The organism is Streptomyces sp. NPDC001868, from assembly GCF_040297125.1.
Taxonomy (GTDB): domain Bacteria; phylum Actinomycetota; class Actinomycetes; order Streptomycetales; family Streptomycetaceae; genus Streptomyces.
This window is the reverse complement of record NZ_JBEOYO010000042.1, coordinates 1-24,396: the sequence shown is the minus strand read 5'-3', so window position 1 is coordinate 24,396 and position 24,396 is coordinate 1. Positions and strand designations below refer to the sequence as shown.

General features: G+C 72.8%; 22 protein-coding genes. 16 read left to right on the top strand and 6 right to left on the bottom strand.

Translation table 11 applies throughout. The annotated features are described in order from the left end of the window. The first annotated feature begins 81 nt into the window (after positions 1 to 81). The 6 genes from folE to ABT147_RS34555 all read left to right on the top strand — a co-directional run bounded on the left by folE (position 82) and on the right by ABT147_RS34555 (position 3,870). On the top strand, positions 82 to 687 hold the full coding sequence (gene folE, locus ABT147_RS34580) for a GTP cyclohydrolase I FolE (protein WP_184905107.1): 606 nt from the start codon (positions 82 to 84) through the stop codon (positions 685 to 687). Positions 688 to 747: 60 nt separating this feature from the next. Then, a complete protein-coding gene (gene folP / locus ABT147_RS34575) occupies positions 748 to 1,614 on the top strand; it encodes a dihydropteroate synthase (RefSeq protein WP_351413628.1) in 867 nt (288 codons plus the stop codon). Then, positions 1,611 to 2,114 (top strand): nuclear transport factor 2 family protein, encoded by a 504-nt coding sequence (locus ABT147_RS34570; protein ID WP_351413626.1) that lies wholly within the window; start codon positions 1,611 to 1,613, stop codon positions 2,112 to 2,114. The genes folP and ABT147_RS34570 overlap by 4 nt, the downstream gene beginning before the upstream one ends. Before the next feature lie 183 nt (positions 2,115 to 2,297). Beyond that, positions 2,298 to 2,657, top strand: a complete 360-nt coding sequence (folB, locus tag ABT147_RS34565; RefSeq protein ID WP_351413624.1) for a dihydroneopterin aldolase — start codon at positions 2,298 to 2,300, stop codon at positions 2,655 to 2,657. Continuing rightward, on the top strand, positions 2,654 to 3,265 hold the full coding sequence (gene folK / locus ABT147_RS34560) for a 2-amino-4-hydroxy-6-hydroxymethyldihydropteridine diphosphokinase (protein ID WP_351413622.1): 612 nt from the start codon (positions 2,654 to 2,656) through the stop codon (positions 3,263 to 3,265). Before folB ends, folK begins: the two co-directional genes overlap by 4 nt. A gap of 119 nt (positions 3,266 to 3,384) precedes the next feature. Continuing rightward, positions 3,385 to 3,870: a DUF3180 domain-containing protein gene (locus tag ABT147_RS34555; RefSeq protein ID WP_351413620.1), complete on the top strand. Its 486-nt coding sequence runs from the start codon at positions 3,385 to 3,387 to the stop codon at positions 3,868 to 3,870. 100 nt (positions 3,871 to 3,970) lie between these two features. Here the strand turns inward: ABT147_RS34555 and ABT147_RS34550 are convergent, their stop codons facing one another. Continuing rightward, positions 3,971 to 5,818: a phosphatidylglycerol lysyltransferase domain-containing protein gene (locus ABT147_RS34550; RefSeq protein ID WP_351413618.1), complete on the bottom strand. Its 1,848-nt coding sequence runs from the start codon at positions 5,816 to 5,818 to the stop codon at positions 3,971 to 3,973. 192 nt (positions 5,819 to 6,010) lie between these two features. Between ABT147_RS34550 and ABT147_RS34545 the strand changes: the two genes are divergently transcribed. Continuing rightward, a complete protein-coding gene (locus ABT147_RS34545) occupies positions 6,011 to 7,135 on the top strand; it encodes an alpha/beta hydrolase (protein WP_351413616.1) in 1,125 nt (374 codons plus the stop codon). Between the two features lie 221 nt (positions 7,136 to 7,356). Further along, on the top strand, positions 7,357 to 9,357 hold the full coding sequence (locus tag ABT147_RS34540; protein WP_351413614.1) for a hypothetical protein: 2,001 nt from the start codon (positions 7,357 to 7,359) through the stop codon (positions 9,355 to 9,357). A 217-nt stretch (positions 9,358 to 9,574) separates the two neighbouring features. Here the strand turns inward: ABT147_RS34540 and ABT147_RS34535 are convergent, their stop codons facing one another. Next, entirely contained in the window at positions 9,575 to 11,038 is a 1,464-nt protein-coding gene (locus ABT147_RS34535; protein ID WP_502983209.1) for a PH domain-containing protein, read from the bottom strand. 2 nt (positions 11,039 to 11,040) lie between these two features. Beyond that, positions 11,041 to 11,556 carry a PH domain-containing protein gene (locus ABT147_RS34530; RefSeq protein WP_351413612.1) on the bottom strand — a complete coding sequence of 172 codons (516 nt, stop codon included), beginning with the start codon at positions 11,554 to 11,556 and terminating at the stop codon, positions 11,041 to 11,043. Positions 11,557 to 11,587: 31 nt separating this feature from the next. Between ABT147_RS34530 and ABT147_RS34525 the strand changes: the two genes are divergently transcribed. After that, positions 11,588 to 12,757 (top strand): NADH-quinone oxidoreductase subunit D, encoded by a 1,170-nt coding sequence (locus ABT147_RS34525; RefSeq protein WP_351413610.1) that lies wholly within the window; start codon positions 11,588 to 11,590, stop codon positions 12,755 to 12,757. Between the two features lie 51 nt (positions 12,758 to 12,808). Here the strand turns inward: ABT147_RS34525 and ABT147_RS34520 are convergent, their stop codons facing one another. Continuing rightward, positions 12,809 to 13,816 carry an SAM-dependent methyltransferase gene (locus ABT147_RS34520; protein ID WP_351413608.1) on the bottom strand — a complete coding sequence of 336 codons (1,008 nt, stop codon included), beginning with the start codon at positions 13,814 to 13,816 and terminating at the stop codon, positions 12,809 to 12,811. 208 nt (positions 13,817 to 14,024) lie between these two features. On the opposite strand from ABT147_RS34520, the gene ABT147_RS34515 reads away from it, so the two are divergent. Both ABT147_RS34515 and ABT147_RS34510 read left to right on the top strand, forming a co-directional pair. Next, entirely contained in the window at positions 14,025 to 15,227 is a 1,203-nt protein-coding gene (locus ABT147_RS34515) for a sensor histidine kinase (RefSeq protein ID WP_351413606.1), read from the top strand. Between the two features lie 149 nt (positions 15,228 to 15,376). After that, positions 15,377 to 16,048, top strand: a complete 672-nt coding sequence (locus tag ABT147_RS34510; RefSeq protein ID WP_351413604.1) for a response regulator transcription factor — start codon at positions 15,377 to 15,379, stop codon at positions 16,046 to 16,048. Positions 16,049 to 16,090: 42 nt separating this feature from the next. Here the strand turns inward: ABT147_RS34510 and ABT147_RS34505 are convergent, their stop codons facing one another. Continuing rightward, positions 16,091 to 17,197 carry a DUF5937 family protein gene (locus ABT147_RS34505; protein WP_351413602.1) on the bottom strand — a complete coding sequence of 369 codons (1,107 nt, stop codon included), beginning with the start codon at positions 17,195 to 17,197 and terminating at the stop codon, positions 16,091 to 16,093. A gap of 163 nt (positions 17,198 to 17,360) precedes the next feature. Continuing rightward, positions 17,361 to 18,581 carry a threonine aldolase family protein gene (locus tag ABT147_RS34500; protein WP_351413600.1) on the bottom strand — a complete coding sequence of 407 codons (1,221 nt, stop codon included), beginning with the start codon at positions 18,579 to 18,581 and terminating at the stop codon, positions 17,361 to 17,363. A gap of 208 nt (positions 18,582 to 18,789) precedes the next feature. Between ABT147_RS34500 and ABT147_RS34495 the strand changes: the two genes are divergently transcribed. The 5 genes from ABT147_RS34495 to ABT147_RS34475 are packed head-to-tail and all read left to right on the top strand — an operon-like array spanning position 18,790 to position 24,251. Then, the gene (locus ABT147_RS34495; RefSeq protein ID WP_351413599.1) at positions 18,790 to 19,746 is read left to right on the top strand and encodes a Rossmann-like and DUF2520 domain-containing protein; all 957 of its coding nucleotides are present in this window, start codon (positions 18,790 to 18,792) and stop codon (positions 19,744 to 19,746) included. Then, positions 19,743 to 20,735, top strand: a complete 993-nt coding sequence (gene panC, locus ABT147_RS34490; protein ID WP_351413597.1) for a pantoate--beta-alanine ligase — start codon at positions 19,743 to 19,745, stop codon at positions 20,733 to 20,735. The genes ABT147_RS34495 and panC overlap by 4 nt, the downstream gene beginning before the upstream one ends. Beyond that, positions 20,732 to 22,447, top strand: coding sequence for an L-aspartate oxidase (locus tag ABT147_RS34485; RefSeq protein WP_351413595.1), 1,716 nt, complete (start codon positions 20,732 to 20,734; stop codon positions 22,445 to 22,447). The genes panC and ABT147_RS34485 overlap by 4 nt, the downstream gene beginning before the upstream one ends. Before the next feature lie 5 nt (positions 22,448 to 22,452). Next, positions 22,453 to 23,439, top strand: a complete 987-nt coding sequence (nadC, locus tag ABT147_RS34480; RefSeq protein ID WP_351413593.1) for a carboxylating nicotinate-nucleotide diphosphorylase — start codon at positions 22,453 to 22,455, stop codon at positions 23,437 to 23,439. Positions 23,440 to 23,453: 14 nt separating this feature from the next. Beyond that, a complete protein-coding gene (locus tag ABT147_RS34475) occupies positions 23,454 to 24,251 on the top strand; it encodes a type III pantothenate kinase (RefSeq protein ID WP_005475764.1) in 798 nt (265 codons plus the stop codon). Positions 24,252 to 24,396 lie beyond the last annotated feature (145 nt).

Here is a 24,396-nt window from a genome sequence, read left to right as displayed (position 1 = left end):
GCATTTTCATATGGCCGGAACATGGCCGAAAGTTGAGACGCGCAGTCCGCACGCGTCACAGGCTCAGGAGCGAGGCACGACATGACCGACCCCGTGACGCTGGACGGCGAGGGCACCATCGGCGAGTTCGACGAGAAGCGTGCCGAGAACGCCGTACGCGAGCTGCTGATCGCGGTCGGGGAGGACCCCGACCGGGAGGGGCTCAGGGAGACGCCGGCGCGGGTGGCGCGGGCGTACCGGGAGATCTTCGCGGGGCTGTGGCAGCAGCCGGAGGACGTGCTGACCACGACGTTCGACCTCGGCCACGACGAGATGGTGCTGGTCAAGGACATCGAGGTGTACTCGACCTGTGAGCACCACCTGGTGCCGTTCCGGGGTGTGGCCCATGTCGGGTACATCCCGTCGACCAGCGGCAAGATCACCGGTCTGTCGAAGCTGGCGCGGCTCGTGGACGTCTACGCCCGGCGCCCGCAGGTGCAGGAGCGGATGACGACGCAGATCGCCGACTCGCTGATGGAGATCCTGGAGCCGCGCGGTGTGATCGTGGTCGTGGAGTGCGAGCACATGTGCATGTCGATGCGGGGCATCCGCAAGCCCGGCGCGAAGACCATAACGTCGGCCGTGCGCGGCCAGCTCCGGGACGCGGCGACCCGGAACGAGGCGATGAGCCTCATCATGGCCCACTGACCGGCCCCCTGTGCCGGGAGCGGCGGATCGAGGCCGCCCCCAGGGGCCTAGGCTTGACGCATGAGCAAGCAGAACCGGCGCGGCCAGGTGGCCGGAATGCCCGAGTGGGATCGTTGCGCGGTCATGGGCGTCGTCAATGTCACTCCGGACTCCTTCTCCGACGGCGGCCGCTGGTTCGACACCACGGCGGCGGTCAAGCACGGTCTGGACATGGTCGGGGAGGGCGCGGACCTGGTGGACGTGGGCGGTGAGTCGACCCGCCCCGGTGCCGCCCGCGTCGACGAGGCGGAGGAGCTCAAACGCGTCATCCCCGTCGTGCGGGGACTGGCCTCCGAGGGGGTGACCGTCTCCGTGGACACGATGCGTGCCGCCGTCGCCGAGCAGGCCCTCGCGGCCGGTGCCGCCCTCGTCAACGACGTCAGCGGTGGCCTCGCCGACCCGGCGATGATCCCGGTGGTCGCCGACGCGGGCGCCCCCTTCGTGGTGATGCACTGGCGGGGCTTCCTGGAGGGCGGAAAGGTGCGGGGCGTCTACGAGGACGTCGTCGCCGAGGTGCTGGACGAGCTGCACGCGCGCGTGGAGGCCGTTCTGGAGGGCGGCGTCCCGGCGGACCGGGTGGTTGTCGACCCGGGTCTCGGCTTCTCCAAGAACGCCGAGCACGACCTCGCTCTCCTCGCCCATCTCGACCGGCTGCACGGCCTCGGCCACCCCCTGCTGGTCGCCGCCTCCCGCAAGCGGTTCCTCGGCCGGGTCCTGGCGGGCCCGGAGGGTGCCCCGCCGCCCGCACGCGAACGGGACGCCGCCACGGCCGCCGTGTCGGCCCTGGCCGCCCAGCAGGGCGCCTGGGCGGTCCGGGTGCACGAGGTCCGCGCCACCGCCGACGCGGTCCGTGTGACCCGCGCCATCGAAGGGGCCCGGGAGCGGTGAGCGCTCCCCACACCGACGTCGAGCACGTCGAACTCGCCAACCGGGCCTTCTACGAGGCCATGGAGCAGGGCGACTTCGAGACGCTCGCCTCGCTCTGGCTGACCCCGGCCGAGGTGGGCGTGGACGAGGAGTACCACGACCCCGCCGAGACCGGCGTGATCTCCTGTGTGCACCCCGGCTGGCCGGTCCTCACCGGCCGCGGAGAGGTGCTGCGGTCGTACGCGCTGATCATGGCGAACACGGAGTACATCCAGTTCTTCCTCACCGATGTGCATGTGTCGGTCACCGGGGACACGGCGCTCGTCACCTGCACCGAGAACATCCTCAGCGGGGGTCCGGCGCCGGACGGCAGCGATGAGCTGGGGCCGCTCGTGGGGCAGCTGGTGGTCGCCACGAACGTGTTCCGCCGCACGGCCGACGGCTGGAAGCTGTGGTCGCACCACGGCTCCCCGGTGCTGACCGAATCCGATGACGACGAGGGTGACGAGTCACCGTCCTGAGTGGGTAGGCGGTCCTCCGGGCCGGGGAGTGATCGGGAACACGGAACCGCCGGGTTCCGTGCGTGAGCGCTGTCGGTGCCCGCAGGTAGATTCGGGGGTGGCCGGTGTGCCGCCCGCACATCTGCGTATACGGAAGACACCGGAAGACACCGGCCGTCGTCGACGATTGCAGGAGTGATTCGCGTGGATCGTGTCGCGCTGCGCGGCCTCAGGGCCCGTGGGTACCACGGGGTGTTCCCGCATGAGCGCGAGGAGGGCCAGACCTTCGTCGTGGACCTCACGCTCGGCCTGGACACCCGGCCGGCCGCGGCCGACGACGACCTGGCGAAGACCGTGCACTACGGGATCGTGGCGGAGGAGGTCGTCGCCGTCGTCGAGGGCGAACCGGTGAACCTCATCGAGACGCTCGCCGAGCGCATCGCCCGGGCGTGCCTGAAGCACGAGGGGGTCCAGGAGGTCGAGGTCGCCGTCCACAAGCCGAACGCGCCGATCACCGTCCCCTTCGACGACGTGACCGTCACCATCACCCGGAGCCGAGTATGACCGCGTTCTTCACCGAGGGTCCGAGCGACCCGACCGTACAGCCGGTGCCCGCCTCCGTCGTGCGGAAGGTGGACGAGGCCGACACGACCCTGCACAACCCCCGCCGGGCCGTGATCTCCCTCGGCTCGAACCTGGGCAACCGCCTGGAGAACCTCCAGGGCGCCATCGACGCGCTGGAGGACACGCCGGGCGTCCGTATCAAAGCCGTGTCGCCGGTGTACGAGACCGAGCCGTGGGGCGTGGCGCCGGGCAGCCAGCCGTCGTACTTCAACGCGGTCGTCGTCCTGAAGACCACCCTGCCGCCCTCCTCGCTGCTGGAGCGGGCCCAGGCCGTCGAGGAGGCCTTCCACCGGGTGCGGGACGAGCGCTGGGGGCCGCGCACGTTGGACGTCGACATCGTGGCGTACGCGGACGTGGTCTCCGACGACCCGGCGCTGACCCTGCCCCATCCGCGCGCCCACGAGCGGGCCTTCGTCCTCGCCCCCTGGCACGACGTCGAGCCCGAGGCCCAGCTCGCCGGCCGGGGCCCGGTCGCCCTCCTCCTGGACGATGTCACCGGCGAAGGTGTGTCGCCCCGCGCCGACCTGGAACTCCACCTGCCCGAGTAGTCGTTAAGGTCTACCGGGTCGGGATCATCCCCGACGCCGTCGGGATCACCGGCCGGGCCGACCACCCGGCGCCCGTGAACCCGGCGTCCGTGGACCATCGGGCTCGTCGAAAGGGCATCGTGAAAGAGCTGCGCATCAGGACGCTGGCCGCGGTGTTCGTCGTGGCGGGGGTGCTGTCCTGGGCCGGGGCCCGGCTGTGGAACTCGGTGGGCACACTGCCGAGCGTCCCGCTGGCCGCCCCCATCGTGCTCGCCCTGATCGCCGCCGTCCTGACGGCCACCGCGCTGTCGCTGCGCAACCGGCTCAAGGCCCAGCGGGAGCGCCGGCCCGACGCCAAGGGCGTGGAGCCCCTGATGGCCGCCCGCGCGGTCGTCTTCGGCCAGGCCAGCGCCCTCGTCGCCGCCCTCGTCTCCGGGATGTACGGCGGCGTCGGCGCCTTCCTCCTGGAGTCCCTGGAGGTCCCGGCCCGCCGCGACCAGGCCATCTACGCCGGGTTCTCCGTCGTCGCGGGGATCGCCGTCATAGTGGCCGCCTTCTTCCTGGAGCGCGTGTGCAAGCTCCCGGAGGACGACGACACGAACGGCGGCGCGGCGCGCGCGGTGTAGGCCCCGCTGCCCCTTGAATCGGCCGAAGGCCATGACAAGGGGCGCGGAGAACTGCGCGACCGGCCACGGACGGCCCGCACGGTCCCTACGGCGTCACCGCTCACACGGCGTTGCTCGCGGAGCGCACCGCGTGTGCGCACGGAGCCGGGGCCTTCGCACGCCGGCGCAACACACGGGGCAGCGCGAGATTGACGAAGCCCTCGGCCTGCATCGCGGCGAAGCCGATGCGCGGGAGGTCGCGTGAGGTGGCGTAGACGACGAAGCGGGGCTCCCAGCGGGGCCGGAACTTCGCGTTGAACTTGTACAGCGACTCGATCTGGAACCAGCGGGAGAGGAAGACCAGCAGCCCGCGCCAGGCGCGCAGCACCGGGCCTGCGCCGATCTTCTCGCCGCGCGCCAGGGCCGAGCGGAACATCGCGAAGTTCAGGGAGACCCGCTCGACGCCCAGGCGGGGGGCCGCCTGGAGGGCCGCGACGATGAGGAGTTCGTTCATGCCGGGGTCCGCCGAGCGGTCGCGGCGCATCAGGTCCAGGGAGGCGCCGTCGGGGCCCCAGGGCACGAAGTGGAGTACGGCCTTCAGGTCGCCGTACGCGCCCGGGTTCTCGTCCGCCTTGTGGGCGGTGGCGATCAGGCAGTCCCCGTCGGCCGCGTCGCCGACGCGGCCGAGCGCCATGGAGAAACCGCGCTCGGTGTCGGTGCCGCGCCAGTCCTCGGCGGCGCGGCGGATCCGGTTCAGCTCCGCCTCGCCGAGGTCACGGACGCGCCGGACCCGGGTCTCGTAGCCGAGGCGCTCGATGCGCTTCACCATTTGACGCACGTTGCGCATCGCGCGTCCGGCGAGGGAGAAATCCGCGACGTCCACCACCGCCTCGTCGCCCAGTTCCAGGGCGTCGAGGCCGGTCTCCCGGGTCCAGACCTCCGCGCCCGTCTCCGAGCAGCCCATGACGGCCGGCGTCCAGGAGTGGGCCTTCGCCTCGTCCATGAAGCGTTCGATCGCGCCGGGCCAGGCCTCGACGTCGCCGATCGGGTCGCCGCTGGCGAGCATCACCCCGGAGACGACGCGGTACGTCACCGCCGCCTTGCCGCTCGGGGAGAAGACGACCGCCTTGTCGCGGCGGAGCGCGAAGTGCCCGAGGGAGTCCCGGCCGCCGTGCCTGTCGAGCAGGGCGCGCAGCCGTACCTCGTCGTCGTCGGTGAGCCGGGCCGCCGGGTGTTCGGGGCGGAAGGCCAGGTAGATGGTGGTGACGGCGGTCAGCAGACCGAGGGCGCCGAGGGAGAAGGCCACCGTCCAGGACGTGTTGCCGGCGTAGTCGACCGGGCCCTCGAAGCCGAACAGGCCGTAGATGACGTGTTCGAGACGGGCGGCGAGGCTGGGGTCGCCCATCATGCGCCCGGGGTGGGCGCTGACGATCAACAGGCCGAGGCCGATCGAACCGGCGCCCATCAGCACGAAGTTGGCCAGCGCCCGCCAGCGGCTGGTGGGGTCGGGCAGGGCGCGGAACTCGTCGCGGTGGCGCAGCAGCGGGATGAGCAGCGCGAGCGAGACGAGGACGCCGACGAGCGAGTGACGGTAGGTGAACTGGGCGATCGCCCCGGCCGGCAGCAGGATCACGGCGGCGCGCCAGGCCCGTCGTTTGCGCCGGCGCAGGCCGTGGGCGAGCAGAAGCAGCAGGACGCCCGCGCTCAGGGAGAGGGCCGCGGCGAACGGTCCGAGCGCGCCCGGGAGCACCTCGGCCAGCGAGTGCATGAGGCTGTACCGGAACCGGGGGAACACACCCGCGGCGACGTCCACGAGCCCGACGAGCATGCAGGCCCTGGCGGCCAGGGCGGGCACGGCCTCGGGGCGCGGCCCGCGCAACGCGCCGCGCACGGCGCCGTATCCGCGCCGGACGGCGCTCGACGGGGGGCGGCTCGATCGGTCCGACCGGACCGGAACCCCACCCGACATTTCCCCATCTGTCCTGACAGACATCGCATCCCGTTAGTTCGCGAGTGAGCGTGGATCCGGTGCCTTTCCGGCATCCGGCGACATTGCGCCCTCTAGGACGGTGCCTTGGCGAGGGAGGTTCACTCTCGAACGGAAAGCTGAACCAAAGGACAAGGAAAGACAAGGAAAGAAAGGGCGGCAGGGGACAACCCGATGGGTCTCACGAGCAACAAGATGCTGGCGTTGGCGGTTCTGGCCGCCGTGCTGCTGTTCATCGGCACGGTGTGGCTGTGGCCGCGGCTGGCGCGTCGCGGCTGGCGGGCCGTCGTCGGCCGGATCGCCGTCCTGCTGGCCACGCAGGTCGCCCTCTTCGCGTCGGTCGGCCTCGTCGCGAACCAGGCCTTCGGGTTCTACGCCAGCTGGGCCGACCTCCTCGGGCGGGAGAACGGCCAGGGGGTGGTCGTCGACCACGACGACGCCGACACGGGCGGGCCGTTGCGGGTCGTCGACACCCAGCAGGTGAACGTGACCGGCGGCGCCCGGCCCCAGGTCGGCGGCCAGATCCAGAAGATCGAGATCGTCGGCCGTACGACCCGGATCGCCAGCCCGGCGTACGTGTATCTGCCGCCGGAGTACTTCCAGCCCCGGTACCGCACCCGCACCTTCCCCGCCGCGGTCGTCCTCACCGGCTACCCCGGCACCGCCGAGGCGCTCATCAAGGGCCTCCACTTTCCGCAGACGGCCCACGGGCTGGCCCGCGACGGCAAGGCGCAGCCGATGATCCTCGTCATGCTGCGGCCGACCGTGGCACCGCCGCGCGACACCGAGTGCGTGGACGTCCCGGGCGGGCCGCGCACCGAGTCCTTCTTCGCCAAGGACCTGCCGGACGCCGTCGGCCACCACTACAGGGTCGGGAAGAAGCCTGGCAGTTGGGGCATCATCGGCGACTCGACCGGCGGCTACTGCGCACTGAAACTGGCCATGCACCACCCCCGGGTGTACGCCGCGGGGGCCGGCCTCTCGCCGTACTACAAGGCGCCGATCGACGCGACGACCGGTGATCTCTTCCAGGGGAACAAGACGCTGCGGAACGAGGCGGATCTCTTCTGGTATCTGAAGCACCGTCCGGCTCCGGACACCTCTCTGCTGGTCACCAGCAGCAAACAGGGGGAGACCAACTACGGGGCCACACTGAAGTTCATCGAGCAGGTGAAGGAGAAGCGGCCGACGCGGATCTCGTCGATCATCCTCGACAGCGGCGGGCACAACTTCAACACGTGGCGGCGGGAGATCCCGGCGACGTTGCAGTGGATCAGCGGGCGGTTGAGTGATCGGTAATTCGCCGGAATCCCCGAGTGGGGGATTAAGGGGAAGACGAAGCAGATGTGGCCAAGGCGTATCTGGATTCAACGAGGTTGATCCAGTAGAGGAGTCGCCGGTGGGCGCATTGGTGCACCGGCGGTGAGGGAGCCTGTGAGGGCTTGTGAGAGGTTAGCGGGCGGCTGAGTTTTTACGGCCCGGGGCACCATCATTCGCCTACGCGCGGTAAGTTTCTGGCCATGCCACGTGGACGTCACCGCCATTCACCGCCTCTGCACAGGCTGCTGCCCCCCACGGCGATCGCAGGCGTCTCGCTCGTCTGCGCCCTCGGGCCATGGTTGTTCTCCGAGCCGGCGGTACTCCGGGTCACCGCCGCCGTCGCCGCGGCGACCGCGGCGGTGGGCGCGGCGGTCATGCGCCGCTGGGACGTCGAGGCGGGCAAACGCGTCGCCGACCTCACGCGCGCGCGGGCGAGCGACGAGTGGCGCCACGAGGAGCGGGTCGCCGAACTGGAGACCGACCTCGACGAGTCGCGCGAGCTGCGCACCAAGCTGGAGCACAAGCTCCGCGCCAAGCGCACCGAACTCGCGGGCCTCCGCAACGAGCACGCCGCGCTGCTGCGCCGCTACGCCACCGCCGAGACCGAGCGGGCCAGCGCCCTGGAGGGCCGCCGCCTGCTGGAGATCGAGGCGACCGTTCCGGAGGGGACGCGGGCGTTGACGGCGGCCGGCGCGGACGCGGACGCGGACGTGGACGCGGGTAAGGCTGTGGATTCGGATACGGCTGTGGGTGCGGGCGACGAGGGCACCGTGGCGGCTCAGGCCTCGCCGGTGCCGCCGCAGGGGGTTCCCGCGGCGGGGGCGCCCTGGGCCTCGTGGGAGACCGCCTCCAAGGCCGCGGCCAAGGCGGCGCGGACCGTGGAGACGGCGAAGACCGCGAAGGGCGCGGCTGTGGCTGCCTCGGCCGACGCGGACCCCTCTGGCGAGGGAGACGCCGCCGTGGCCGACACGGAGGACTCGGGGGCGCAGGAGCAGGCCCTCTCGGTGTTCTCGCCGGCCGGTTCCGCGCTCTTCCTGCGCGCGAACTCGGCGTTGGACCGGATCATCACCCAGCGGGGGGCGAGCGAGGGGCCGACGGCCGGGGCGGAAGCCGGGGTTGAGGCCGAGGCCGAGGGCGAGGGTGCGACCGAGGGCGAGCGTGCGGCTGTGTCCGAGGCCGAGGGGGAGGGGTTGGCTGCGGATGAGGCCGAGACCGAGGCCGAGGCCGGTGCAGAGGCCGGTGCCGTGGCTGACGCCCGCGCCGACGCCGACATTGATGTCGAGGCCGATGCCGGTGCGGATGCTGGCGTCGAGTCCGCAGGGGCCGACACCGACGAGGTGAGCGCCGCCAAGGCCGAGGACGAGGCCGAGGCCGAGGCCGAGGGTGAGGTCGAGACGGCGTCCGCTGACGACTCCGCTGCCGACTCCGTCGACGTACCGGCCGACGAGCCTGCCCACGAGCCGGTGGAAGCGCCCGCCGGCGAGTCCACCGATGTGTCCACCGACGAGTCCGCCGACGAGCCCGCCAAGGGCCAGGCGCCGCAGGGCGGTTCCAGGGGTTCCGGTGATTCCGGTGGTTCCCCCAAGGGCCCATCTCCCAAGGGCGACCCGGACGGGCCGACCGATGGGGGCACCCGGCAGGGACGTTCCGCCGAGGCGGAGGAGCCGGTTCCGGTGCTCACCTCCGAGGAGGACGACGCGGCGGGGAAGTCCGTGGCGGCCCGTGGGCATGAGCGCGCGGCCGCCGAGTCCGTACCCGCGGTCTCCGCTCCGGCACGGTCGACGGGCGTGGCCGAGCTGACGCGGGTGGAGCCGTCGGGACGAGTGGGGTACGCGGCCGAGGCGGAGCAGACCGCTCCGCCGGCGCCGCCCGTGCTGCCCGCGCTTCCGCCGGTCGGTCATTTCACGGTGCCCACGGCCGTGGCCGTGGTTCCGGCCGCGCCGCAGCGACGGGCGGTCGTGGAGGGCGGGTTCGACTTCTTCGGTACGCAGAAGGGCGCGGACGCCCTGGAGGCCGTGCAGAACGAGGACCTCGCCGATGTGGTCGGCCAGGAGGCCCTCGCGCTCCACAAGGCCGAGTCCGAGGCCGGGTTCAAGTACGCCGACGAAACGTCCCGAGGCGTCGGCCAGGTCATCGACCTCACGGCCCACGACGAAACGGAACAGATCGACGTACAGGGCCTGCGCACGGCGGCGGGCTAGCCCGGCCCCCGCCCCGCCCGCCTCACCCGCCTCACCCACTGCGGGCAATCGTGCCGCTGGGGCGATGGGGGAGGGTGGGCGCGGCGGCACCCGGCAAGCCCCGGTGAGTGAAACCCCGTCCGAGCCCAGCCGAAGCCCCCGGGCGCCCCGCCAACCACGGGGCGCCCACGCGTCAGCCCCAGACTCCGGGCGCCCAAAGGCTGAACCCCCGCCCCCGCTACACCATCCACCGATCCGGCAGAGCCTCCCGCCGCCCCGTCCGCGACCGCTCCGCCTGCGCCCGCAACAGCTCCGCCGCCTCACCCGCGTCCCGCAACCGCGCGGTCACGGTCTTGTTGGCACCGGTGTCGACATGGACGTCGGCGAGCCCCTTGTACCGAGCCCAGGGCCCCTGCGACAGCCGTACGCTCTGCACCTTCGCGTGCGGCACGAGGTCGAGCCGCCGCCGCAGCAGCCCGTGCCGCGCCGCGAACACCGCGTCGCTGACGGCGATTCCGTACCCCCGCCACCACACCGGCACGCACCACCGCGCACGCCCCGGCGGCCGTACGAGCGCCGCCGCGTCCGGCACGCTCACCCCCGGCAGCACGCGCGCGACGACGGCCTCGGCCACCTCGCGCGGCGCGACCGGCACGAGGACGGAGTTCGAGGAGCCGGCCACGTCCAGCTCGACCCGCACCCACCCCCGTCGCCGCCACAGCAGCGGTTCGACGACGCGTACGGTCTGCACGCGGCCGGGCGGGACCGTCTCGTGGGCCCGGTCGAGGAGTCCGTGGTCGATGCGGAGCCCGTCGGGGGAGTCGCCGACCGTCCAGTCGTACTCGGTGACGAACCGCCCCACACTGCTCGCCCCGGCCGCGCCGAGCAGCGGCAGCGCGGTCGCGAGGACGGTCCACACGCTCTCCGTGAAGAACCACAGCACGGACGGCACGACGACCGCGGCCACCAGGGTCGCCCAGGTGGCGCCGGTCAGGACGAGGGACACGGCCAGCACGCCCGCCGGGACCTTCAGCAGCTGCCGTACGGGCGCCTCGCCGACCTCGTGCGCGGTCTCCGGCGCGAAACCGGCGGCGCGGGCGAGGAGTTCGGCCCGCAGGGCGCCGGCGTGCGCCTCACCGAGATAGGCCAGCTCGTCCTTCTTGTCGGTGCCGACCACATCGAGTTTGAGTTTGGCGACGCCCGCGATCCGGGCCAGCAGCGGGCGGTTGACGTCGATGGCCTGAATGCGTTCGAGGCGGATGTGGGCGGTGCGGCGGAACAACAGGCCGGTACGGATGCGCAGTTCGCTGTCGGTCACCGCGAAGTGGGTGAACCACCAGGTCAGGAAGCCGTACAGGGCGGCGGCCGGGACGAACACCGCGAGTCCTATCAGCAGGGTCGAAGTGTCTAGCCGCATCAGCTGCCGCTGCGCCCCGTCCGGATCGTGCACCCCCCATCCGATCAGCACCGTCACCGGCGCCCAGGCCCGCCGGAACGGCGTCACCGGATGCAGCCGCTGCTCGACGACCGGCTTCCCGCCGGCCACCGCGTCGACATCCCCGGCCCCGGCCCCGGCCCCGGCCCCAGCCCTGGCCTCCGCCGCCTCGCCCGGCTTGTCCTCGCCACCGGTCTCCGCCGCCCCACCAGGCGTGTCGTCGGCCGGCTCCGCCCGTACCGTGTCGTCCGCGTCCTGAGTCGGCACCGTCACAGCCCTGCCGATCGGGCCTCGCCCAGTTGGGTGAGACGGTCGCGGAGGCGTTCGGCCTCGGCCGGGTCGAGGCCGGGGATGCGGGCGTCCGTGGCGGCCGCGGCCGTGTGGAGCTGCACGCTCGCCAGGTGGAAGTGCCGCTCCACGGGCCCGGAGGTCACCTCGACCAGTTGCATGCGCCCGTACGGCACCACGGTCTCCTCGCGCCAGAGCACACCCCGGCTGATCAGCAGGTCGTCGGCCCGTTCGGCGTACCGCCACGACCGCCAGTTGCGGCCCAGCATCGGCCAGCCCCACAGCAGCAGCCCCAGCGGCAGCAACGCGAAGGCCGCCCAGGGCGGGCCCGCCAGCCAGCCCACCAGGACGGCCGTACCGATCGTGATCGGCCCGAGCCACACCACCAGCAACAGCCGCCTCATCCGCAACAACCCGGGCGGCAGCCCGGTCCAGACCGGCTCACCCTCCGCCCGCCCGGCGCCGTCTTCCAAGGTCCCCACGCTCCCCGTCTCCATTCCGCCAGCGTACGTACGACAGACTGTGTCCATGACTCCCCCGACGGAGACCTCGCGGACCCGAGAGACGACGGTCGGTATCGGCGGTGCCGCCGAGAGCACGGACATGGTGCTCAACATCGGCCCGCAGCATCCGTCCACGCACGGTGTGCTGCGGCTGCGGCTCGTCCTCGACGGCGAGCGGATCCAGCACGCCGAACCGGTCATCGGCTATATGCACCGGGGCGCGGAGAAGCTCTTCGAGGCGCGCGACTACCGCCAGATCATCATGCTCGCCAACCGCCACGACTGGCTCTCCGCCTTCTCCAACGAGCTCGGCGTCGTCCTCGGCGTCGAACGCATGCTCGGCATGGAGGTGCCCGAGCGCGCGGTCTGGATGCGTACGCTCCTCGCCGAGCTGAACCGGGTCCTGAACCATCTGATGTTCCTCGGTTCGTACCCGCTGGAGCTCGGTGGCATCACCCCGGTCTTCTACGCCTTCCGGGAGCGCGAGGAGCTCCAGAGCGTCATGGAGGAGATCTCCGGCGGGCGGATGCACTACATGTTCAACCGGGTCGGCGGCCTCAAGGAGGACCTCCCGGCGGGCTGGACCGCACGCGCGCGTGCCGCCGTCGCGGACGTCCGCTCCCGGATGGGTGTCTTCGACGACCTGGTCCTCGGCAACGAGATCTTCCGGGGCCGCACCCGTGACGTGGGCGTCCTCTCCCCGGAGGCGGTGCACGCGTACGGCGTCAGCGGCCCCATCGCCCGCGCCTCCGGTGTCGACTTCGACCTGCGGCGCGACGAGCCGTACCTCGCGTACGGCGAACTCCAGGACGTCCTGAAGGTCGTCACGCGCGACGAGGGCGACTGCCTCGCCCGCTTCGAGTGCCTCCTGGAGCAGACCCACGTCTCCCTGGCCCTCGCGGACGCCTGCCTCGACCGTCTCGCCGAGCTTCCGCCCGGCCCGGTCAACCAGCGCCTCCCGAAGGTCCTCAAGGCCCCCGAGGGTCACACCTACGCCTGGACCGAGAACCCCCTCGGCATCAACGGCTACTACCTCGTCAGCAAGGGCGAGAAGACCCCGTACCGCCTGAAGCTCCGCTCCGCCTCGTACAACAACATCCAGGCCCTCACCGAACTGCTGCCGGGGACCCTGGTGGCCGACATGGTGGCGATCCTGGGCTCGCTGTTCTTCGTGGTCGGGGACATCGACAAGTAGGGCTGTTTATACGTCCCGTGTGCCCTATACGTCCCGTGCGCCCTCTGCGCCCTATGTGTCGGCCTGGTCGGCGAGTGGGTCCGGAATTCCAACCGACTGGGTCAGCCAGCCGAAGTCGCCCAGCCCGCCCGGCGCGGTCAGCTCGGCGGCCTCGCCCGCGCCCGCGAGGGCCCGTACGTAGGCGGCGGGGTCGGTGGTCGCCAGGGAGAGCGGCGGGCGGCCCGCGGTGACCCCCAGGGCGCGCAGGGCCTCCCGCTGGGTGAGCAGCCGGGCCCCCGGCAGCGCGCACGCGTCCAGCGCCACATGCGCGGTGATGTCGCACGACCCGTCCGGGACCGGCGAGGTCTCCCGCCCCTCCCGGAACCCCGTGAGCGTCCCGAAGGGCGGCCGGGCGCCGGCCAGGTGCGCGTAGTCCACGGCGACGGCGAGCCCCCGCTCCACGCCTGCCACGGCCGCGGCCCACGCCCGGTCCCGCGGCAGCCCGACCTCGGCCCGCAGCCCCTCCTCCGGCTCCAGCGGCCACCACCGGTCCAGCCACCGCGCCTCCTCCCCGCCGACGGCCTCCCCGAGCACCTCGCTGCCGTCCTCCCGTACGAGAACCAGCCGGGGTACGCCCGCCGCGTCCACCTCGACGACCTCCACGGGCACGTTGTCCAGCCACTCGTTGGCGAACAGCAGCCCGGTGATCCCCTTCGGCGGTTCCGCGAGCCACTCGATGCGGTGATCGAGACCGGAGGGCCGGGCGGCCAGTTCGACGGCGTACGCGCGCGTGCGGGACGACACCTCGGCGGGGAGCGCGTCCAGCACCCCGAGCACCAGCTCCCCGTGCCCGGCTCCCAGGTCCACGAAGGCCAGCTCACCAGGCCCCCCCACCGCCTCGTCCACCCGGCACAGCAACCGGGCCACGGCGGCGGCGAAGAGCGGGGAGGCGTGCACGGAGGTCCGGAAGTGCGCGGAGGGCCCGTCCGGCCGCAGGTAGAAGCCCGCAGGCCCGTACAGCGCCTCCTCGGCCGCCACCCGCCAAGGCCGCGCCCCCTCGGGGGCGCGGGGCCCTGACATAGGCGTCTCCGCCGCGTGGGCGCGATCAGCCCCACACGACCCGCGGCCGCAAGACAACGCACCCTCCCGAGCTCGTAGGCGATCCGTCCCCGCGCCAGGCTAAGCGGAACGGACAACAACGCCTCCACCTTGGGGAGTACGTGGCCCGGTCACGGATCGGTCCTCCGGTTGACCCCGGCACACCGCCCCCTTCCCTACGCTGGGTTACGTGCAGCGCCTCTATGACTTCCTCCGCCGGCATCCGACATGGGTCGACAGCTTCTGGGCCGTCGCCCTGCTCGTGGTGACCCTGGCGGGCGGAGCGATCGACCCCGACTACGCGAACGACATGAACGAGACCGCGTTCGTGGTGATCACGCTCGCCCTGTGCCTGTCGATCGCCCTTCGGCGCCGCATGCCCGAGAAGATGCTGATGCTGGCCGCCGCGGCGGGCATCGCGCAGCTGATCCTCGACGTACCGAGAATCCCGGCCGACTTCGCGATGCTCGTGGTCATCTACACGGTCGCGGCGAACGGCGCCCGCTGGGCCTCCTGGTTCGCCCTCGGCGGCGGCCTCTGCGCGGCGTCGCTGGGACAGCTGCGCTGGACCGAGGACGACACGAGCACGATGGGCAACGCGGTGCTCGCGTTGTTCCTGACCGTGCCGTTCGCCCTGGCCTGGGTGCTCGGCGACTCCCTGCGCACGCGCCGCGCGTACTTCGCGCAGCTGGAGGAGCGCGCCGCCCGGCTGGAGAAGGAGCGCGAGGCGCAGGCCAAGGTCGCGGTCGCCGCCGAGCGCGCCCGGATCGCCCGTGAGCTGCACGACGTCGTGGCGCACAACGTCTCCGTGATGGTCGTCCAGGCCGACGGTGCCGCGTACGTCCTCGACGCCGCCCCCGACCAGGCGAAGAAGGCCCTGGAGACCATCTCCTCCACAGGCCGCCAGGCCCTCGCCGAGATGCGCCGGCTGCTCGGTGTGCTGCGCACCGGTGAGCACAAGGAGGTCGGCGAGTACGTCCCGCAGCCGGATGTCGAGCAGATCGACGACCTCGTCGAGCAGTGCCGGGTGGCCGGTCTGCCGGTCGACTTCAAGATCGAGGGCACCCCGCGCCCGCTGCCCAGCGGGGTGGAGCTGACGGCGTACCGCATCGTGCAGGAGGCCCTCACCAACACCCGCAAGCACGGCGGCCCCAACACCGGTGCGAGCGTCCGGCTGGTCTACTTCGACGACGGCCTCGGTCTGCTCGTCGAGGACGACGGCAAGGGCGCGCCCCACGAGCTGTACGAGGAGGGCGGCGTCGACGGCCAGGGGCACGGGCTCATCGGGATGCGTGAGCGCGTCGGTATGGTCGGCGGCACGCTGGACGCGGGTCCCCGCCCCGGCGGCGGCTTCCGGATCAGCGCCCTGCTGCCCCTGAAGCCCGCACACTGACACGGTCATGCCACTCGCTGACACCTGTAGACGGCGGAACCTGTGGATGCCGGCACCTGTGGGCGCCGGCACCTGTAGACACTGGCAGCTGTAGGCACTGAGATCTGAAGCTGAAGACGCTGACATCTGTGGACACGGAAGAGGACCCGATGGCGATCCGCGTAATGCTCGTCGACGACCAGGTGCTGCTGCGCACCGGGTTCCGGATGGTGCTGGCGGCCCAGCCGGACATGGAGGTCGTGGCGGAGGCGGGCGACGGTGTCGAGGCCCTGCAGGTCGTCCGGACGACCGAGGTGGACGTGGTCCTCATGGACGTCCGGATGCCGAAGCTGGACGGCGTCGAGGCCACCCGCCGTATCTGCGCGGACCCCAACCCGCCGAAGGTGCTCATCCTGACCACCTTCGACCTCGACGAGTACGCCTTCTCCGGGCTGAAGGCCGGTGCCTCCGGATTCATGCTCAAGGACGTACCGCCCGGTGAGCTGCTCGCCGCGATCCGTGCCGTGCACAGCGGCGACGCCGTCGTCGCGCCCTCCACCACGCGGCGCCTGCTCGACCGGTTCGCCCCGATGCTCCCGAGCACGGGCACGGAACCCAAGCACAAGGAGCTGGAGCGCCTCACGGAACGCGAACGCGAGGTCATGATCCTCGTCGCGCAGGGCCTCTCCAACGGCGAGATCGCCGCCCGCCTCGTCCTGTCCGAAGCCACCGTCAAGACCCACGTCGGCCGCATCCTCACCAAGCTGGGCCTCCGCGACCGCGTCCAGGTGGTCGTCCTGGCGTACGAGACGGGGCTGGTGCGGGCGGGAGGGCACGGCTGAGCGCCCGCCCACCGAGGGGCACGGCGGTGATCGCCGTCCGCCCTATCTGAGCAGCCCCTCCAGGAAGTCGCTCCCCAGGCGGGCCACCACCGTCACGTCCAGCTGGTGCAGTACGTACCGGCCCCGGCGGCGTGTGGTCAGGAGGCCCGCCTTCTTGAGGACGGCCAGGTGCCGGGATATCTCCGGCGGGGTCACTCCGTGCATCTGGGCCAGCTCACCCGTGGTGTACGCGCTGCGGGCGAGGTACCGGCACAGGCGCATACGGACGGGGTGGGACAGGGCGGTCATCCGCAGGGCGAGCTGCTCGACGGAGGGCGGGGCGGCGGGCTCGGCGGCGCTCACGGGGTACTGGATCACCGGCTGCCAGCCGAAGCGGTGCAGGACGGTGAGATGGGGCCGGCCGAGGCTGGTCGGTACGAGCAGCAGGCCGCCGTCGCCGGTGTGCGTGCGGCTCTCGATCAGCTTGTCCACGGTGATCCGCCCCGCGTGCTCGTCGAGGGCCACCGAGGGGGACACGGCGGCCAGCGCCTCGGCGAGCCCCTTGTGCCGCAGCAGCTCGGTCTTGTGGCGGGCGTCCGCCGCGAGCGGGTGGCTGAGCCGGGACCAGGTCTCGGCGAAGAAGGCCTCGCCGCAGTCCTCCAGGAACCGCCGCAGCCAGGCCCGCACGGCGGGCGGGTCCGCCAGCAGCCGCCGGGCGAACCGCACCTGCTGGGGCCCGCGCGCGGCGGCCAGCTCCAGGGCGAGCCGGCGGGCCTCCGGATCGGACAGCGCGTCGCGCCGACGCGCGTCGTACCCCGGAGTGCAGACGAACTCCAGCCCGGCGTCGACGAACTGGTCGTCCGTCAATTTGTCCAGCAGATCCAGGTCGTCGGCGAGCGTCGCACCCGGGAGGGTGTCCCGGCCCGGGATGCCGGCGAACGGCATGAACAGGTCCGAGAACGTCGAACGCCACAGGAAGTCGGCCTCGCACATACGGTCGGCGAGCCGTGTGTCGAGCCGGGCGGTCACCCCCGTCACCCAGCCCTGCAGCCCCGGATGGTGCCCCGGCTCGGACAGCACGTGCAGCGCCATGCCCAGCTCGGCCAGCGGCGAGGGCACGAAGGCCACCCGCTCCCGCCGCAGTCCGGTGACATCGATACGCACGCTCATGACCACATGGTGCACCGGACCACTGACAACGCCCCCGCCCGGACGCCGAGATCCCCCACGGCGACATCCCCCACGGCGAGATCCCCTGCGCCGAGATCCCGGACGCCGCGATCCGGGCCACTCGCCCGGACGGCAGGACTCCGGTGTCCCGCCCGGCGACCGCTCACCCGCTCGTCCCCTCCTCGGCCACCTTCTCCGCCAGCGCCACGAAGTCCGCCACGGCCCCGCGTACGTCCGCCGCCGTCCACTCCAGCGCGGCGGCCCGTATCTCGATCTCCGTGACGGCCAGCCCGGGCCCGCCCCGGTCCCAGGGGCGGGCGAAGAGCAGCGCGTCCGTCTGCTCGCCCTGCCGGACCGCGGCCTCCGCGACCACGTCGACCTCGTACGGCAGCCACACCTGGAACTCGTTGGTGTGGGGCTCCTCGGGATGCACGCGGGCCCACGGCACCCCCGCCGCCGCGAACCCCTCGCGCAGCGCGGCGGCGACCACGCGCGCGTGGCCGACGTACTCCGGCAGCCGGGGCAGCTCGCGCTCCAGGCCGACGAGGGCCGACAGCGCGGTGGGGAACTGCTGGAAGAGCTGGCCGCCGTACCGGTGTCGCCAGGCCTTCGCCTCGTCGATCAGGGTCCTGGGGCCGGCGATCGCGGCACCGCCGTAGGCACCGAGGGACTTGTAGTACGACACGTAGACGCTGTCGGCGAGACCCGCGATCTCGTCCACGGGGCGGCCGAAGTGGGTGGTGGACTCCCACAGGCGGGCCCCGTCGAAGTGGACGACCGCGTCCCGCGCGCGTGCCGCGTCGGCGATCTCCGTCAGCTCCTCCCAGGAGGGGAGCACGAAACCGGCCTCCCTGAGGGGCAGTTCGAGCATCAGCGTCCCGAAGGGCTCGTCGAAACCGCGTACCTCGTCGGCGGTCGGCTGCCGCGGCTCGCGCGTCAGATGGACGGGCCGCAACCCGCTGAGCCGGCTGAACGCGTGCCGCTCGTACATCTCGGGATGGGCGAGCGCGTGCAGGGCGACGGCCGGGTTCCCGGTACGGGCCGCCCAGCAGCGCAGGGCGACCTGCTGGGCCATCGTGCCGGTCGGGAAGAACGCGGCGGCCTCCATGCCGAGCAGTGCGGCGGTCCGCTCCTCCAGGGCCTCCACGACCCCGTTGCCGTACATGTCCGCCGTCTCGTCCAGGTCGTACACGTCCCCGGCCGCGTCCAGCAGCGCCAGCCGCTCCCGGACCGTCGCCAGGGCGCTCGGCCGCGCCAGCACCCGCGCGGCGGCCCGGTGGGCGGCCTGCCGCCGCCTGTACCGCAGAGCCACCGGGGACTCCTCGGCCGCCTTCGCCTCCTCGGACATCTTCTCTTCCGCGGTCGTCTCCGCCGTTTCACTCATCCCGGGATCATCCCCCGGCCCCTCCCGCCCGGCACCCGGATTTCACACCGGATACGGGCCGTACCCGGACGCTCGGACGCGACCTGCGGAAACGGCCGCGATCACCCACAGCCTGTGGACAACCGAACGCCTCTCGAACCAATCGCGTTAACATGACGAGAAATCGTCCGGTACCCAGAGCGGACTGGAACGGGAAGGCCACCACCGAGTGAGTACATTCCAGCAACCGGAGCCGAAGGACCGCCCCGCGCGGCTCACCGTCGGCGTGGTCGGCGCCGGCCGCGTCGGTCCCGCGCTGGCGGCGTCACTGCGACTGGCCGGGCACCGGCCGGTGGCCGTCTCGGGAGTCTCCGACGCCTCCCGGCGACGCGCCGCCGAACTGCTGCCCGACGTGCCGCTGATGTCCCCGGCCGATGTGCTGCGACAGGCGGACCTGGTCCTGCTGACCGTCCCGGACGACGCCCTGCCGGGCCTGGTCGAGGGCCTCGCGGAGACCGGTTCCGTCCGGCCCGGGCAGCTCCTCGTGCACACCTCCGGGCGGTACGGCGCGAAGGTGCTGGACCCCGCGCTGCGGGCCGGGGCGCTGCCGCTGGCGCTGCACCCCGCGATGACGTTCACGGGGAGCCCGGTGGACGTGCAGCGGCTCGCCGGGTGCTCCTTCGGGGTCACGGCACCCGACGAGCTGCGGCTGGCCGCCGAGGCGCTGGTGATCGAGATGGGCGGCGAGCCCGAGTGGATCGCCGAGGAGAACCGCCCGCTCTACCACGCGGCCCTCGCCCTGGGCGCCAACCACCTGGTCACCCTGGTCGCCCAGTCCATGGAGCTGCTGCGCACGGCCGGTGTCTCCGCCCCCGACCGCATGCTCGGCCCGCTGCTCGGCGCCGCCCTGGACAACGCCCTCAGGTCGGGCGACGCGGCTCTCACCGGCCCCGTCGCGCGCGGGGACGCGGGCACGGTCGCCGCGCACGTCGCCGAGTTGCGCGCGCACGCCCCCGCGACCGTGGCCGGGTATCTGGCGATGGCCCGCGCGACCGCCGACCGGGCCCTCGCCCACGGTCTGCTCAAGCCGGAACTGGCCGAGGACCTCCTCGGGGTGCTCGCGGGCGGGACGGACGGCACCACCGGAGCGGGCGGCACCGACGGCACCGAAGGGAACGCCCGATGACCACCACCGTGCTGGCCACCGCCGACGCCCTCCACGCACGCGCGCGTGCGGGACGCCGGGCCGTCGTGATGACCATGGGCGCCCTGCACGAGGGCCACGCCACCCTGATCCGCGAGGCGCGCCGCATCGCGGGCGGCGCCGGCGAGGTCGTCGTGACCGTCTTCGTGAACCCCCTGCAGTTCGGCGCCGGCGAGGACCTCGACCGCTATCCGCGCACCCTGGACGCCGACGTCGAACTCGCCGAAGCGGCGGGCGCGGACGTCGTGTTCGCCCCGTCCGTCGACGAGGTCTACCCGGGCGGCGAGCCCCAGGTCCGCGTCACCGCGGGGCCCATGGGGGAGCGCCTGGAGGGGGCCGCCCGCCCCGGGCACTTCGACGGCATGCTCACCGTCGTCGCCAAGCTGCTCCACCTCACCCGCCCCGACGTGGCGCTCTACGGCCAGAAGGACGCCCAGCAGCTCGCCCTGATCCGCCGCATGGTCCGCGACCTGAACTTCGGCATGGACATCGTCGGCGTACCGACCGTCCGCGAGGAGGACGGCCTGGCACTGTCCAGCCGCAACCGGTATCTGTCCACCGAGGAGCGCCGTACGGCCCTGGCGCTCTCCCAGGCGCTGTTCGCGGGCCGCGACCGGCACGCCGCGCAGGAGGCGCTGCGCGCGCGTGCCCGCGAGGTGCCCGCCACACGCGCGCGTGCCGAGGCCCTGAGCGCGATCGGCGAGTCCCGCGCGGCGGCCGACGCGCACGCCATGGCGAAGTCCGCGCCCGGCGGCCCGGCCGCCGTCCGCGCCGCCGCCCGCCTCGTCCTCGACGACGCCCTGCGCATGAAGCCGCCGCTCGCCCTGGACTATCTGGCCCTGGTCGACCCGTCCGACTTCACCGACATCCCGGCGGACTTCACCGGTGAGGCCGTCCTCGCCGTCGCGGCCCGGGTGGGGACGACCCGGCTGATCGACAACATCCCCCTGACCTTCGGAGCCGCCTCGTGACCACCACAGGCATACGACTGCACGCGCCCGCCCCGGGCTGGTCCGTCTCCGCCGACGTCGTGGTCGTCGGCTCGGGCGTCGCCGGTCTCACCGCCGCGCTGCGCTGCGAGGCCGCCGGCCTGCGCACGGTCGTCGTCACCAAGGCCCGCCTCGACGACGGCTCCACCCGCTGGGCCCAGGGCGGCATCGCCGCCGCCCTCGGCGAGGGCGACACCCCCGAACAGCACCAGGACGACACCCTGGTGGCCGGCGCGGGCCTGTGCGACGAGGACGCCGTACGGCTCCTGGTCACCGAGGGCCCCGACGCCGTACGCCGCCTGATCGAGACCGGCGCCCACTTCGACGAGTCGGAGGAGGGCGGCCTTGAGCTGACCCGCGAGGGCGGCCACCACCGCCGCCGCATCGCCCACGCGGGCGGCGACGCGACCGGCGCCGAGATCTCCCGGGCCCTCGTCGAGGCCGTACGCGCGCGTGGACTGCGCACGGTCGAGAACGCGCTCGTCCTGGACCTTCTGACCGACGCCGACGGCCGTACCGCCGGTGTCACCCTGCACGTCATGGGGGAGGGCCAGCACGACGGCGTGGGAGCCGTGCACGCGCCCGCGGTCGTCCTCGCGACGGGCGGCATGGGCCAGGTCTTCTCGGCGACCACCAACCCGTCGGTGTCCACGGGCGACGGCGTGGCCCTCGCGCTCCGCGCCGGCGCGGAGGTCTCCGACCTCGAATTCGTCCAGTTCCACCCGACGGTGCTGTTCCTGGGCGCCGACGCGGAGGGCCAGCAGCCCCTGGTCTCCGAGGCCGTCCGTGGCGAGGGCGCGCACCTGGTGGACGCCGACGGCACCCGCTTCATGGTCGGCCAGCACGAACTGGCCGAGCTGGCGCCCCGGGACATCGTCGCCAAGGGCATCATGCGCCGGATGCAGGAGCAGGGCGCCGAGCACATGTACCTGGACGCCCGGCACTTCGGCGCGCACATGTGGGAGCACCGCTTCCCGACGATCCTCGCCGCCTGCCGCGCCCACGGCCTCGACCCGGTCACCGAGCCCATCCCGGTCGCCCCGGCCGCCCACTACGCCTCCGGCGGCGTCCGCACCGACTCCCACGGCCGCACCACCGTCCCCGGCCTCTACGCCTGCGGCGAGGTCGCCTGCACCGGCGTCCACGGCGCCAACCGGCTCGCCTCCAACTCCCTCCTGGAGGGCCTGGTCTACGCCGAGCGCATCGCCGCCGACATCGCCGCCGTCCACGACGGGAACGGCCTCCACGCGCGCGTGCCCGAGCCTGTCCCGTACGCCGAGCAGCCCGCGCACCCGCTGCTCGCCCCGGAGATACGGTTCGCGATCCAGCGGACCATGACCGAGGGCGCCGGCGTGCTGCGCTCCGAGGCCTCCCTCGCGACCGCCGCCGAGTCCCTGGACCGGCTGCACGCGGCGGCCCGCGACGCCCTCGCCGAGAACGGCAAGACGGCCGAGCCCGGCGTCGACACCTGGGAGGCCACCAACCTCCTGTGCGTGGCCCGCGTCCTGGTCGCCGCCGCCCGGCTGCGCGAGGAGACCCGCGGCTGCCACTGGCGCGAGGACGAACCCGACCGCGACGACGCCGCCTGGCGCCGCCATATCGTCGTACGGCTGAATCCGGACCGGACGCTCGCCGTACACACCACGGATACCGCAGACTTCCCCCCGACCCGGCAGCACCAGCAGGAGCAGTGACAGACGTGAGCACTCCCGACCTTCCCCTCGCCCAGAGCGGCGGCTGCGGCGACGGCTGCGCCTGCGGCGCCGACGAAGGCCTCCCCGACGACGAGTACATGGAGTGCGGGCTCGATCCCGCGCTCGCCCAGCTCCTGGCCGACGCCGGACTCGACCCCGTGGAGGTCGAGGACATCGCCAACGTCGCCATCCAGGAGGACCTGGACCACGGCGTGGACGTGACCACGGTCGCGACCATCCCCGAGGACGCCCGCGCCACCGCCGACTTCACCGCCCGCGAGGGCGGCGTCGTGGCGGGCCTCAGAATCGCCGAGGCGGTCCTGTCGGTGGCCTGTTCCGACGAGTTCGAGGTCGAGCGGCACGTCGTCGACGGCGACCGTGTCGAGGCCGGCCAGAAGCTCCTGAGCGTCACCGGCGCCACCCGCGACCTCCTCACCGCCGAGCGCAGCGCCCTGAACCTGCTGTGCCGCCTCTCCGGCATCGCCACCGCCACGCGCGCGTGGGCGGAGGCCCTGGAGGGCACGAAGGCGAAGGTGCGCGACACCAGGAAGACGACGCCGGGGCTGCGCTCCCTGGAGAAGTTCGCGGTCCGCTGCGGCGGCGGGGTCAACCACCGGATGTCCCTCTCGGACGCGGCCCTCGTCAAGGACAACCACGTGGTCGCCGCGGGCGGTGTCGCCCAGGCCTTCAAGGCCGTGCGCGAGATGTTCCCCGAGGTGCCCATCGAGGTCGAGGTCGACACCCTCCACCAGCTCCGCGAGGTCGTCGACGCGGGCGCCGATCTGATCCTCCTGGACAACTTCACGCCGGTCGAGTGCGAGGAGGCCGTGGGCATCGTCGCCGGCCGGGCCGCCCTTGAGGCGTCGGGCCGTCTGACGCTGACGAACGCGAAGGCGTACGCGGACACCGGCGTCGACTACCTGGCCGTCGGGGCCCTGACCCACTCCGCCCCGATCCTGGACATCGGCCTCGACCTGCGCGCGGCCGAGTAGGGCGGGGACGGGCCATGCTGCTGACCATCGACGTGGGCAACACCCACACCGTCCTCGGTCTGTTCGACGGCGAGGACATCGTCGAACACTGGCGCATCTCCACGGACGCGCGCCGTACCGCCGACGAACTGGCGGTCCTCCTCCAGGGCCTCATGGGCATGCACCCGCTCCTGGGCGAGGAGCTGGGCGACGGCATCGACGGCATCGCGATCTGCGCGACCGTCCCGTCCGTCCTGCACGAGCTGCGCGAGGTGACCCGCCGCTACTACGGCGACGTCCCGGCCGTCCTCGTCGAACCCGGCGTCAAGACGGGGGTGCCGATCCTCACCGACAACCCCAAGGAGGTCGGCGCCGACCGCATCATCAACGCCGTCGCCGCCGTCGAGCTGTACGGCGGGCCGGCCGTCGTCGTGGACTTCGGTACGGCGACGACGTTCGACGCGGTCAGCGCGCGCGGTGAGTACGTCGGCGGTGTCATCGCCCCCGGCATCGAGATCTCCGTCGAGGCGCTGGGCGTCAAGGGGGCCCAGCTCCGGAAGATCGAGGTGGCCCGGCCGCGCAGTGTGATCGGCAAGAACACGGTCGAGGCCATGCAGTCCGGGATCGTCTACGGGTTCGCCGGGCAGGTGGACGGTGTGGTGGGCCGCATGGTCCGGGAGCTGGCCGATGATCCCGAGGATGTGACGGTGATCGCGACGGGTGGGCTGGCGCCGATGGTGCTGGGTGAGTCGTCCGTGATCGACGAGCACGAGCCTTGGCTGACGTTGATCGGGTTGCGGCTGGTGTACGAGCGGAACGTGTCGCGTCTCTGAGGCGTCTTCCGCCCCCGCCGCCCCTACCCGTCCCATCCTCAAGGGGCTGCGCCCCTTCGACCCCCGTCCGCGGGTCCGGTGGGGGCTGGTCGCGCCGTTCCCCGCGCCCCTGAGAGGGGCCTGCGGCCCTCTAGGGGCCGTGGCC